The organism is Streptomyces sp. NPDC056948 (assembly GCF_042674225.1).
GTDB lineage: Bacteria > Actinomycetota > Actinomycetes > Streptomycetales > Streptomycetaceae > Streptomyces > Streptomyces purpurascens.
This window is the reverse complement of record NZ_JBHUQX010000054.1, coordinates 1-12162: the sequence shown is the minus strand read 5'-3', so window position 1 is coordinate 12162 and position 12162 is coordinate 1. Positions and strand designations below refer to the sequence as shown.

The 12162-nt window shown below is 72.2% G+C and carries 12 protein-coding genes; 8 read left to right on the top strand and 4 right to left on the bottom strand.

What is annotated here, in order from left to right; translation table 11 throughout:
* Window positions 1-4 precede the first annotated feature (4 nt).
* Both ACFTZL_RS09810 and ACFTZL_RS09805 read left to right on the top strand, forming a co-directional pair.
* The gene (locus ACFTZL_RS09810; protein ID WP_382580014.1) at window positions 5-523 is read left to right on the top strand and encodes a hypothetical protein; all 519 of its coding nucleotides are present in this window, start codon (window positions 5-7) and stop codon (window positions 521-523) included.
* Window positions 524-660: 137 nt separating this feature from the next.
* Window positions 661-1356: a class F sortase gene (locus ACFTZL_RS09805; protein WP_382580013.1), complete on the top strand. Its 696-nt coding sequence runs from the start codon at window positions 661-663 to the stop codon at window positions 1354-1356.
* On the opposite strand, the gene ACFTZL_RS09800 is transcribed toward ACFTZL_RS09805, so the two are convergent.
* On the bottom strand, window positions 1294-1686 hold the full coding sequence (locus ACFTZL_RS09800) for a winged helix-turn-helix transcriptional regulator (protein WP_382580012.1): 393 nt from the start codon (window positions 1684-1686) through the stop codon (window positions 1294-1296). The genes ACFTZL_RS09805 and ACFTZL_RS09800 overlap by 63 nt on opposite strands.
* A 104-nt stretch (window positions 1687-1790) precedes the next feature.
* Between ACFTZL_RS09800 and ACFTZL_RS09795 the strand changes: the two genes are divergently transcribed.
* Complete coding sequence (locus tag ACFTZL_RS09795; RefSeq protein ID WP_382580011.1) at window positions 1791-2693, top strand: NAD(P)-dependent oxidoreductase; 903 nt, start codon at window positions 1791-1793, stop codon at window positions 2691-2693.
* Window positions 2694-2901: 208 nt separating this feature from the next.
* On the opposite strand, the gene ACFTZL_RS09790 is transcribed toward ACFTZL_RS09795, so the two are convergent.
* Complete coding sequence (locus ACFTZL_RS09790) at window positions 2902-4278, bottom strand: serine hydrolase domain-containing protein (protein ID WP_382580010.1); 1377 nt, start codon at window positions 4276-4278, stop codon at window positions 2902-2904.
* A 104-nt stretch (window positions 4279-4382) separates the two neighbouring features.
* On the opposite strand from ACFTZL_RS09790, the gene ACFTZL_RS09785 reads away from it, so the two are divergent.
* Window positions 4383-5078 carry a TetR/AcrR family transcriptional regulator gene (locus ACFTZL_RS09785; RefSeq protein ID WP_382580009.1) on the top strand — a complete coding sequence of 232 codons (696 nt, stop codon included), beginning with the start codon at window positions 4383-4385 and terminating at the stop codon, window positions 5076-5078.
* Between the two features lie 217 nt (window positions 5079-5295).
* Here ACFTZL_RS09785 and ACFTZL_RS09780 read toward each other — a convergent pair whose 3' ends face one another.
* Window positions 5296-6078 carry a sulfite exporter TauE/SafE family protein gene (locus ACFTZL_RS09780; RefSeq protein WP_382580008.1) on the bottom strand — a complete coding sequence of 261 codons (783 nt, stop codon included), beginning with the start codon at window positions 6076-6078 and terminating at the stop codon, window positions 5296-5298.
* Between the two features lie 160 nt (window positions 6079-6238).
* Here ACFTZL_RS09780 and ACFTZL_RS09775 point away from each other — a divergent pair, with 160 nt between their 5' ends.
* The 4 genes from ACFTZL_RS09775 to ACFTZL_RS09760 all read left to right on the top strand — a co-directional run bounded on the left by ACFTZL_RS09775 (window position 6239) and on the right by ACFTZL_RS09760 (window position 11543).
* Window positions 6239-7456, top strand: coding sequence for an NAD(P)/FAD-dependent oxidoreductase (locus ACFTZL_RS09775; RefSeq protein WP_382580007.1), 1218 nt, complete (start codon window positions 6239-6241; stop codon window positions 7454-7456).
* On the top strand, window positions 7456-10068 hold the full coding sequence (gene nirB / locus ACFTZL_RS09770) for a nitrite reductase large subunit NirB (protein WP_382580006.1): 2613 nt from the start codon (window positions 7456-7458) through the stop codon (window positions 10066-10068). The genes ACFTZL_RS09775 and nirB overlap by 1 nt, the downstream gene beginning before the upstream one ends.
* Entirely contained in the window at window positions 10065-10415 is a 351-nt protein-coding gene (nirD, locus tag ACFTZL_RS09765; RefSeq protein ID WP_382580005.1) for a nitrite reductase small subunit NirD, read from the top strand. Before nirB ends, nirD begins: the two co-directional genes overlap by 4 nt.
* A gap of 180 nt (window positions 10416-10595) precedes the next feature.
* Window positions 10596-11543, top strand: a complete 948-nt coding sequence (locus ACFTZL_RS09760; protein ID WP_382580004.1) for an SMP-30/gluconolactonase/LRE family protein — start codon at window positions 10596-10598, stop codon at window positions 11541-11543.
* Here ACFTZL_RS09760 and ACFTZL_RS09755 read toward each other — a convergent pair.
* Window positions 11518-12162, bottom strand: a 645-nt coding sequence (locus tag ACFTZL_RS09755) for a peptidoglycan-binding protein (RefSeq protein ID WP_382580003.1), incomplete at its 5' end; no start/stop codon positions are given. The two genes, ACFTZL_RS09760 and ACFTZL_RS09755, sit on opposite strands and share 26 nt — an antisense overlap.

The following is a 12162-nucleotide window of genomic DNA, read 5'->3' as shown; positions in this document are numbered from 1 at the left end:
ACCGATGCGACGTACCGCCCGGCCGCTGACCGGCACCGCGCTCGCCGTCGCCGCAGCGGCCCTCGCCGCCGCCCCCGCGTACGGCGCCGCCGGCGGCCTGGAGGTCTCCCCCTCCTCGGTGGTCCCGGGCGGCCAGGTCACCGTGCGCACGGCGGCCTGCGGCGACGGCGGCACGGCGACGGGTGACGCCAGCGCGGTCGGGGCCGGTTCCCTCAGCCTGGCACCGGGCCCGGACGACCAGGACACGACCGGGCGGTTCAGGGTGCCGCCGAGCGCGCAGCCGGGGACGTACGAGATCACCGCGACGTGCACCGGCAGCGGCCGGCGGGTCACGGGTGACCTGGTGGTCACGCTGACGTCCGTGCGCCAGCAGGTGCATCCCAGGGGGAGTGTGAAGACGGGGGTCGGCGGCGCACTGGGCCCCGATCCCGTGCAGACCGCGGCCGGTGTGGCGGCCCTCGCCGTCGCCGCCGCGGGCGGTACCTGGCTCCTGCATCGCCGGGCGAGAGGCGACGGGATCTGACGGACACCCTCCGCTGTCCGTCGCCGGTACCGCATGTCCCCTCCCCCTCCGGGTCCGACGCCCCTCGCGGCCCGGAGGGGGGTACGGGGCCCGCTGGGCTCCTGGAACGCAGAGGGCAGATCAGGAAAGGGCCCGCCATGCGCAGATTCCGCATATACGGCAACACGTTCGGCAACCCGGCCAACGCCGCCATGGCGGCCGTCACGGTGTTCGCCCTCTGCTCCGGGGCGTGGCTGCTGCGCAACGGAGCCGAGACACACGCACCGCCCCAGCCGTCCATCACACAGGCCCGCACGGGCCAGGACGGGCAGGACGGGCAGGAGGGCCGGGCCGGACAGGTCGGCCGGGCAGGTGAGCGGCATGCCGCGCCCGCGCTGCCGCCCTCGCCGCCCGACCGCATCCGCATCCCGGCGATCCGCGTGAACGCGCCCCTGACCGGGCTCGGCCTGACGAAGACCGGCAGCCTGGACGCACCGCCCGCCGCGCGCGGGAACCTCGCCGGCTGGTACGAGGCCGGCACCACCCCAGGTGAGCGGGGCACCGCGATCGTCGCCGGCCATGTCGACAACGCCGACGGCCCCGCCGTCTTCTACGGCCTGGGCGCCCTGACCAAGGGCAGCACGATCGAGGTGGACCGGCGCGACGGCAGGGTCGCGGTGTTCACCGTGGACGCCGTCGAGGCGTACGCCGCGAAGGACTTCCCCGACGAGAGGGTCTACGGCCCCGCCCGCCGCCCCGAGCTGCGGGTCATCACCTGCGGCGGCGGCTACTCACGGGCCACCGGCTATCAGGGCAACGTCGTCGTCTTCGCGCACCTGACCGGGAGCCGGTGACCCGCCCAGGATGTTGGCCCTCCCCCAGGCCCCCAGGGGTTCCAGTGCCTCGTTCAGGCTCACGCCCCGCGACGTCAGCGAGTACTCCACGCGGGGCGGCACCTCGTCGTAGGCCTCGCGATGCACCAGGCCGTCGGCCTCCATCTCCCGTAGCTGCGAGGCGAGGACCTTCTCGGTGACGCCCGGCAGCTCCCGGCGCAGTTCGCCGAAGCGGCAGGGCCGCTCGTTCAGCGCCCAGAGGATGAGCACCTTCCACTTGCCGCCGATCATGTCCATCGCGGCGTCGATCCCGCAGATGTACGCACCCGGCCGCCGCCCTGCCGTCCCCATGCCCGAGCCCCTTCCCCTGCTGCCTGCACGCTTCCCCCGGGGTAACCACCCACTTCCAAGTACGTACTTGAGCAGGCCGTTCCCTTCCGACGACCCTAAACGCCATGACTGACAACGACGTTGTTTCCCGCACGCCCCTCACCCTCCTCGGCGCCGGAGCGATGGGCACCGCCCTGGCCCGCGCCTGGCTCGCCGCCGGTCACCAGGTGACCGTCTGGAACCGCACCCCCGCCCGCGCCGAAGCTCTGGCCGCCGAGGGCGCGGCAGTGGCCGCGAGTGCCGCCGAGGCGGTGGCCGCGAACCGCCTTGTGATCGCCTGCCTGCTCGACGACGCCTCCGTCGGCGAAGCCCTGGAAGGGGCCGACCTGGCGGGGCGGGACCTGGTGAACCTCACGACCGGAACGCCCGCCCAGGGCCGCACCCGCGCCGCCTGGGCCCAGGCCCACGGCGCCCGTTTCCTGGACGGCGGGATCATGGCCGTACCGCCGATGATCGGGGCCGCGGATTCCGGCGGCTACGTCTTCTACAGCGGCTCTCCCGAGCTGTTCGAGGAGCACCGGGACACCCTCGCCGTCCCGGCCGGGGCCCGCTGGGTCGGGGCCGACCCGGGCTTCGCCGCGCTGCACGACGTGGCACTGCTGAGCGCGATGAGCGGCATGTTCGCGGGCATCACGCACGCCTTCGCGCTGATCCGCCCGGAGGACATCGCACCGAAGGACTTCGCGCCGCTGCTCATGGAGTGGCTGACCGCGATGGCCCCGGCCGTGCACCAGACCGCCGACCAACTGGAGAGCGGCGACTACACCAGCAACGTCGTCTCCAACCTCGCGATGCAGGTCGCGGGCAACACCACACTGCTGCGCACGGCCGAGGAGCAGCGGGTCAGCCCGGAGCTGCTGACCCCGTACATGGCGCTGATGGAGCGGCGACTCGCCCAGGGGCACGGCGATGAGGACGGCACGGGGATCGTCGAGCTGCTGGGACATGGGGGCGCGGCTTCCTCGTAGCGGGTGGCGATGCGTCGCCCTGCTCCGGGCGGTGATGCACCGCCTCGGGACCGGCCGGGATCGCCCGACCGCTCGCGCCGCCCCGGCGGTCGGCGTCGGTCGACCGGCGACCTGCCTCAGGAGGCCGCCGCCGGTGCACAGAAACGACCCACCCGACGGTCGCGGCAGGGAACGGCCGTCCGGGTCCACCCCTGCCGCGGCCGCCGGCTCAGGACGCCCCCGGCACCCGCTTGAAGAGCCGCCCCGCCAGGTCGATGCCCGTGACCGCGCCGCCCGCGTCGCGGGAGAAGTAGCCGCGCTGCCCCTTGAGGCCGCCTTCGGTGACGATGTACTCGTCGCTGTCGCCGGGGAGGAAGCCGATGTCCGCGGCCGGGTAGTCCGGCGGCATCTCCTGGTCCGATGCCTCGCGGATCTCCGGCTTGATGCCGACCGCCAGGGTGAGACGGGTGCCGTCGGTGGCGAGGTCGAGGTTCATGGCGTCGATCTCGTAGCGGCCGGCGACCTGCCGGGCCCGTCCCTCGTCGTACGGGAGCGGCTCCACCGGCTTCTCGACGACGCCGAGATGGTGCTCGAGCGCCCACCGCACGACGGACTGGTTGAAGGGGTAGCCGTCCGGGCCGACGTTGGACAGGGAGACCACCGCGAAGTCGCGCTCGGGCACGATGAGCAGCTCGGCGAAGTGGCCGTTGCCCGAGCCGCCGTGGCCGATGCCGGGCAGGCCGTCGAAGTCGTGGACGAACCAGCAGATGCCGAAGCCGTCGCCGAGCGTGCTGCCGCGCAGCGCGACCGTCTGCTCCCGCATGCGACGCAGCTCCGCGGCGGGCAGCACGCCGTCACCGTCGCCGAGCTGGAAGCGGGCCCAGCGGAGCAGGTCGCTCACCGAGGAGGCGAGGCCGCCGCCGGGGTTGTCGGCCCGGGCGCCCTCCTTGAAGGCTCCCCAGGGGCGGGCCGCTCGCAGCTCGCCGTCGTCGCCGCGGTTGTAGCCCACGGCGTACTTGCGGACCATCACCTCCGACAGTCCGTACACGGTGTCCCGCAGGCCCACCGGCTCCAGGAGGAGCGAGTCCATGGCCTGCTCGAAGGGCAGGCCCGTGACCTTCTCGACGACACGGCCGGCCAGGTTGTATCCGGCCTGGCTGTACGAGGCCCGGGCCCCGGGCGGTGCGATCAGCGGCAGCGCGGGCAGCTTCCGTACGAGCCCGGCCAGGGAGCGGTCGCCCGCGCCGTCGTCGATCAGGTTCCAGTCGAGGCCCGCGGTGTGGTTGAGCAGGTTGAGGACGGTGATCCGCTCCGCGGCCTGCTCGTCGGCCAGCTTCAGTTCGGGCACGTAGCGCCGCACCGGGGCGTCCAGGTCCACCTTCCCCTCGGCGACCAGACGCATCAGGGCGGTCGCCGTGAAGGTCTTGGACACCGACGCCAGCGGGAACAGCGTCTTCTCGTCGACCGGCAGCGGGTTGCCGAGACTGGTCACACCATGCGAGGCGTAGCTCTCCTGACCGTCCAGGAGCACCCCGACGGCGACACCTGGGACGCCGAACTCCATGGCCTGCGTGGTGACGAACTCCGACAGCTTCTCCTGCGACATGGCTCCCCCTCCGGGCACTTGAACTAAGTACGAGTGAGAGCGTAGGCAGGACTTGAACAAAGTGCAAGGCTCTTCATGAACTAAGTGCAAGTAGGGTGGCGGTCATGCCGCGAGACACACTCACCGCAGACCGGATCGTTCACGCGGCCATCGAGCTGCTCGACGAAGAGGGGCTGGACGGCCTCAATATGCGGAGCCTGGCGAAACGGCTCGGCTCGGCCGCCACGGCCGTCTACTGGCACATCAAGACCAAGGACGACCTGGTCCGGCTCGCCAGCGACACGGTCTGGCACGAGGTCGAGCTGCCCGACCTCGACGCCACCGACTGGCGCACGGCCGCCGCCGCCCAGGCCGACGGCATGCACGCGATGCTCACCCGGCACCCCTGGCTCGTCCAGGCGTTCGGCAGCCATCTCCTGTACGGACCCGGCCAGTCCCGGTACAACGACTTCACCCTGGCCGTCTACGAGAAGGCGGGCTTCGCAGCCGCCGACGCGGACCGGGCCGCCGGCTCCGTGTTCACCTTCGTGCTCGGCAGCACGCTCGGCCCCGCCGCCCAGGTCTCGCTCAACCGCCGGCTGGGCAGGAACGGCGCGGACGCCGAGCAGCTGATGGCCGACGCCGTGGCCCGCGCCACCGAGACCGCTCTGCGGTTCCCGCGCCTGCGCGAACGCCTCGGCACCAAGGCCGCCACGGAGTACGCCGCGGCGCCCGACAGCACCTTCGAGTTCGGGCTCCGGTCCCTCCTCGACGGCTTCGAGGCCCGCCTCGCCGCCGACCGCGCCGGTCGACGCGAGTGACGCGCGTGCCAGGCCCCGCCTCCGGCGCCGAGCACTCCGCCGGAAGCGCCGCGATGTGCCGCCGTTCGTCCGCGGCACCATCGTGGCCGGTCGCGCAGTTCCCCGCGCCCCTACAGGGCTCCTAGGCCAGCCACTGCTCGTACGCCAGATTCACACCCGGCCGAACACGACCGCACGCGCGCCCGGTCACGCAGTTCCCCGCGCCCCTACAGGGCTCCTAGGCCAGCCACTGCTCGTACGCCAGGTTCGCCACCAGGGCGAACACCACCGTCAGCAGCACCACGCGGACGAAACCGCTGCCCTTCTTCAGGGCGGTGTGGGCGCCCAGGGTGCCGCCCGCCAGGTTGAAGACGGCCATCAGGGCGGCCAGTTGCCACAGGACGGCGCCCTGCCAGGCGAAGGTCGCCAGCGCGCCCGCGTTGGTGCAGCAGTTGACGATCTTGGCGGTCGCTGAGGCGGCGACGAGGTCGAGGTGGAGGACGGCGGTGAGGGCGAGGACCAGGAAGGTGCCGGTGCCGGGGCCGATGAGACCGTCGTAGAAGCCGATGCCGAGGCCCGCGAGGCCGATCGCCGCGAGGATCTGGCGGCGGGTGGCCGGGCCGGTGGCGGGGGCCGTACCGAAGGCGGGCCGCAGGATCACGAAGGCGGCGACCGCGAGCAGCACCACCATGATCACCGGCTTGAGGACCTCGGTGCTCATCCCGGCCGCGAAGAAGGCCCCCGCGGACGATCCGGCGAGGGCAGCGAGACCGATGCGCACGGCCGTCCTCACGTCCACCGGCGCCTTGCGGGCGTATGTCACCGCCGCGCCCGTCGTGCCGACGATGGCGACCGCCTTGTTGGTGCCGAGCGCGTGCGCGGCGGGCGTGTGGGACGGCAGCCCGAGCAGCAGGACCGGCAGCAGCAGAAGCCCTCCGCCGCCGACCACGGCGTCGATCCACCCGGCGGCGAGCGCCGCCAGGCACAGCAGGACGATCATGGTCAGCGATATGTCGGGCATGATCGAGACCCTATGCGAGGCCCTGCGCGCCCCTCACAGCCCGCCGTCGCCGCACTTCGGGAACCCTCACATCCGCCCCCGGCCCCCGCTGAGGGCAGCGTTCCCCGTGGGAAACAGATGTGATGCTGCCGGGTAACACCGGCACCGCACGCTCAAGGACATGACCTCGAATGAGCGTGTGGTGGTGATCGGCACCGGCCTCGCGGGCGTACGGCTCGCCCGGCGGCTCGGTGAGCTCGGCACGCCCGCGCTGCTGATCGGCGAGGAGGAGCACCGGCCCTACAACCGGGTGCTGCTCGCCGAGGTGCTGGCCGGACGGTACAGCCCCGAGGTGATCGCCCTGCCCGCGCCCGCGGAGCTGACCCGCGGCCGGGTCACCGGCATCGACCGCGACCGGCGGACCGTCGCCTGCGCGGACGGTTCGGTGATCGCATACGACCGGCTGGTGCTGGCCACCGGTTCCAACCCCGTACTGCCGCCGCTGCGCGGGCTGTTCACCGAGGACCACCAACTGCCCGAGGGCGTGCACGCCTTCCGGACCATGGACGACTGCCTGGGCCTGTCCAAGGCGGTCCGGCCGGGGGCCAAGGCGGTCGTCATCGGCGGCGGGCTCCTCGGAGTCTCCGCGGCCCGCGCGCTCGCCCTGCGCGGTGCCCAGGTCGTGCTCGCCCAGCAGTCCGAGCGGCTCATGGAGCGCCAGCTCGACCCGGCCGCCTCGAAGCTCGTCAAGCGGCACCTGACCGAACTGGGCGTCGAGGTGCACACCGAGTGCCGCGTACGGGACGTGCGCTGCGTCGGCGGTGCCGTCCGCTCGGTGGAGATGGCCGACGGGTACGCGCTCGACGCCGACCTGGTGGTCGTCGCCTGCGGTGTGCACCCGCGCGTGGGCCTGGCGCAGGCCGCCGGGCTCGACGTCCGCAAGGGCGTCGTCGTCGACGACGAGCTGCGCACCTCCGACCCGTACATCCACGCGATCGGCGACTGCGCCCAGCACGACGGCGTGATCTACGGCCTCGCCACCCCGGCGCTCGAACAGGCCGACGCTCTCGCGGAGTCGCTGGCCGGTGACGCGACCGCCCGGTACACCGGCACGCGTTCGCTGACCCGTCTCACGCTCACGGGGCACGACAGCCCCTTCGACCTCGCCGCGTTCGGCGAGACCGAGGCGCTCCCGGGCGACGACGTCGTCCAGCTCGCCGACGCCACGCGCGGCACCTACCGCAAGGTCGTCGTCCGCGACGACCGCCTGGTCGGCGGGGTTCTCGTCGGCGAACTCGGCACCGTCGGCGCGCTCGCCCGCGCCTGGGAGGGAGCAGAGCCGCTCCCCTCCGACGGCGGCCCGCTGCTCCACCTGCTCACCAACGATGGAGGCTCCTGATGACCGCCACCCCGGAGGCCACGGAGGCCACCCCCACGATCGTGCTCGTCGGCCACGGCATGGTCGGCCAGCGCTTCCTCGAAGCGCTCACCGAGCGCGGCCTGACCGCCACGCACCGCGTGGTCGTGCTCTGCGAGGAGCCGCGTCCGGCGTACGACCGCGTCCAGCTCACCTCGTACTTCGCGGGCAGGACGCCCGAGGACCTGTCCATGACGGACATGGAGTTCATCAAGGACCACGGCATCGAGCTGCACATCGGTGACCCGGCCGAGACGGTCGACCGGGAGGCCCGCAGGGTCACCGCCCGCTCCGGTCTCGTCGTCGACTACGACGTGCTGGTCCTGGCCACCGGCTCCTACCCCTTCGTGCCGCCGGTCCCGGGCAAGGACGCCGAGGGCTGTTTCGTCTACCGCACGATCGAGGACCTGCTCGCGATCGAGGAGTACGCGAAGAACGCCCAGGTGGGTGCCGTGGTCGGCGGCGGTCTGCTCGGGCTCGAGGCGGCAGGTGCCCTCAAGGGCCTCGGACTGACCTCCCACATCGTGGAGTTCGCGCCGCGCCTGATGCCGGTGCAGGTCGACGACGGCGGCGGCGCGGCCCTGCTGCGCACCATCGAGGAGATGGGCCTGAGCGTCCACACCGGCGTGGGCACGCAGGAGGTCGTGGTCGGCGAGGACGGCGCCGTGACCGGCATGAAGCTGTCCGACGGCTCCGAACTCGCCACCGACCTGGTGGTGTTCTCCGCCGGTGTCCGCCCCCGCGACCAGCTCGCCCGCGACTGCGGTCTGACGGTCGGCGAGCGCGGCGGCATCACGGTCGACGAGCAGTGCCGCACGGTGAACGACCCGCACGTGTTCGCGATCGGCGAGTGCGCCCTGGCCTCCGACGGCCGCGTGTACGGCCTGGTAGCGCCCGGTTACGAGCAGGCGGAGACGGCCGCCGCGACGATCGCCGCCGACGAGGCGTCCTTCACGGGTGCCGACCTGTCCACCAAACTGAAGCTGCTCGGCGTGGACGTGGCGTCCTTCGGTGACGCGCACGGCACCGCCGAGGACTGCCTGGACGTCGTCTACTCCGACTCCCGCTCCGGCCTGTACAAGAAGCTGGTCATCGGCCGCGACGGCACGCTGCTCGGCGGCATCCTGGTCGGCGACGCGGACGCGTACGGCACGCTGAAGGCCTTCACCGGCTCGGTCCCGCCGGTCTCCCCCGAGTCGCTCGTGCTGCCCGCCGGCGCCGGGGAGTCCGTCCAGCTCGGCCCGTCCGCGCTGCCGGACGACGCGATCGTCTGCTCCTGCCACAACGTCTCCAAGGGCACGATCCGCGGCGCGGTCACCGACCACCAGTGCACGACCGTGCCCGAGGTGAAGAAGTGCACCAAGGCCGGCACCGGCTGCGGCTCCTGCGTCAAGGTCCTCGGCCAGCTCGTCAACGCCGAGCTGGAGGCCAGTGGAATCGAGGTCGACAAGGGCCTGTGCGGCTGCTTCGGGCAGACCCGCGAGGAGCTCTACGAGATCGTCCACGCCCTGCGCATCACCACCTACCAGGACCTGCTGGACCGCCACGGCCGCGAGGAGGCCCGGGGCGGAAACGGCTGCGAGGTCTGCAAGCCGGCCGTCGGCTCGATCATCGCCTCCCTCGCCCCGGCGATCGGCGCGAGCGGCTACGTCCTGGACGGCGAGCAGGCCTCGCTGCAGGACACCAACGACCACTTCCTGGCCAACCTGCAGAAGAACGGCTCCTACTCGGTCGTACCGCGTATCCCCGGCGGCGAGATCGCCCCGGAGAAGCTGATCGTCATCGGCGAGATCGCCCGCGACTTCGGCCTCTACACGAAGATCACCGGCGGTCAGCGGATCGACATGTTCGGCGCCCGCGTCGAGCAGCTCCCGCTGATCTGGGCCCGCCTGGTCGACGCCGGCTTCGAGTCGGGACACGCCTACGGCAAGTCGCTGCGCACGGTGAAGTCCTGCGTCGGCCAGACCTGGTGCCGCTACGGCGTCCAGGACTCCGTCCGCATGGCGATCGACCTGGAGCTGCGCTACCGGGGTCTCAGGTCGCCGCACAAGCTCAAGTCGGCGGTCTCCGGCTGCCAGCGCGAGTGCGCGGAGGCCCAGTCGAAGGACTTCGGCGTGATCGCCACGGCCAACGGCTGGAACCTCTACGTCGGTGGCAACGGCGGCGCGACCCCGCGTCACGCGGACCTCCTGGCCCAGGACCTGTCGGACGCCGAACTGATCCGCCTGATCGACCGGTTCCTGATGTTCTACATCCGTACGGCCGACCGTCTGGAGCGCACCTCGACCTGGCTGGAGCGGATCCCGGGCGGCCTCGACCACGTACGGGACGTCGTCGTCCACGACTCGCTCGGCATCTGCGACGAGCTGGAGAAGCTGATGCGGGCGCACGTCGCGTACTACCGCGACGAGTGGGCCGAGACCATCAACGACCCCGAGAAGCTGGCCCGGTTCGTGTCCTTCGTGAACGCGCCGGACACCCCGGACCCGGTCGTCGCCTTCGTGCCCGAGCGCGACCAGATGAAGCCCGACCTGCCGCTGCTGTCCATCGGTATGCGACCCGCCGACGTTCTGGAAGGAAGCGCCCAGCGATGACCCTGGCACTCGAGACCACCGAGCTGAAGATCGAACTCGCCCTGGACGGGGACTGGTTCACGGTCTGCGACCTGAGCGCGCTGCTCCCGGGCCGCGGGGTGGCGGCACTGCTGCCGGACGGCCACCAGGCCGCGATCTTCCGCGACCGCTCCGGCGAACTGTTCGCCATCGACAACCGCGACCCCTTCACCGGCGCGGCCGTCCTCTCCCGCGGCCTGACGGGCACCCACCAGGGCCGCCCCTTCGTCGCCTCGCCGCTGCTGAAGCAGCGCTTCGACCTGGCGTCCGGGCAGTGCCTGGACGACGAGGAGGTACGTGTGACGGCGTACCAGGTGCGCACCGCGTAGGAGTGCCGGACTGAGACACCCCTCTTCCGGAGGGGTGTTTCTTCTGTCTCTTCTGATTCTTCCGTTTCCGCTGTTTCTTCTGTCGGGTTCCTGTCGAGTTCGCCAACCGGGTTCGGTTCACGGGGTACTTCGCGTTTCATCGAGGCTCACCCCCACCTTCCCTCCCACGGAGGCGCGATCATGACTCGGAACCACTTCCAGCCGTCCCGGCGGACCGTCCTCGGCGGGGCCGTCGCCGCACTCGCGGTGGCCGCCGGCACCGGCACGGCGCAGGCCGCGCCCGGGGCCGGGGCCGCCGCCTGGCCGAGCCAGTTCCCGCTGCCCGACGGGTGGCTCCCCGAGGGCATCACCACAGGGAGCAGGCCGTACGCGTACATGGGTTCTCGTGCCGACGGCTCGATCTACCGCACCGATCTGCGCACCGGCGAGGGCGGGGTCCTGCACCAGGGCGCCACCGGCCTCGCGTTGATCGGTCTGAAGCTGGACCGCGACGGCCTGCTGTACGTGGCGGGCGGCGCCGGAGGGACCGCGAAGGTCGTCGACGCGCGCAGCGGTGAGCTGCTGACCACGTACCAGCTCACCCGGAACGCCGCCCCCTTCATCAACGACGTCGTCCTGCACCGGGACCGCGCGTGGTTCACCGACTCCCGGGACGCCGTCCTCCACGGCGTCCCGCGCGGCCGCGGGGGCGAGGTCCGCTCCCTCCCGCTCACCGGCGAATGGGTGCAGGCACCGGGCGGGACCAACAGCGCCAACGGCCTGGTCTCCACCCCCGACGGACGCGGCCTGATCGTCGTCAACGCGGGCCAGTTGTACACCGTCGGCATCCGGACCGGTCACGCCACCAGGGTCGCGCTGGTGGGCGGGGCCGACGTGGCCAACGGCGACGGCCTGGTGCGTCTCGGTCGCACCCTGTACGTCGTCCAGAACCGCCTGAACAAGATCACCGTCTGGGACCTCGACCAGAACGCCACCACGGCCACCCTGCGCAGGACGATCACCGACCCCCGCTTCGACGTCCCCACCACCGCCGCCCGCTTCGGCGACCGCCTCTATCTCGTCAACGCCCGCTTCACCAGCCCGCAGACGCCGGAGACGACGTTCAACGCGGTGTCGGTGTCGCTGTGAGGGGTGTGGCTCCGGCGGCCCGTGCGCAGTGCGGCCAGTCGCCGAAGTCGCGGTCCCGGCTCCACAGCCGTCTTGCGGCCTGGATGTTCCACTCCGGGTCCAGGGCCTGACGCGGGGTACCGCCCAGTTCGCGCAGCCGGGCGTCGGAGATCTGGAACAGGCCCCAGTTCCGGGTGCCGTTGGTGTTGGGGAGGATGTGCAGCGGGTCCAGGAAGGACTGGCAGTCGGCGATGGCCACCGCCTTGTCCGGCACCTCGGGGAACACCTCGCGGACCCGCTGCCGTACCTTCTCCTGCGACCACACGCTCATCCGGACCCGTGAGGCGTACAGCGCCTTCTTGGTGGGTTCCTCGACGACGCCGTTGGGCTGGATCCCGGCCAGCACCTGGAAGGCGGTGATGCGGCGCAGGGTCTGCGGCCCGAAGCTGCCGTCGACGCCGATGTCCGCGCCCTTGGCGTGCAGCAGGCGCTGCACCTCCCGTACGCACTCGTCGTGCTCGCCCATGGCGATCACGGGCGGGCAGTTGGCCGAGAACAGCGGCCGGTCGTCACCGGGACCGCGCCCGCCGCCGCCGCTGCCGGACGGCGTCCGGGCGCCGTACAGCGCCCAGGCGGAGAC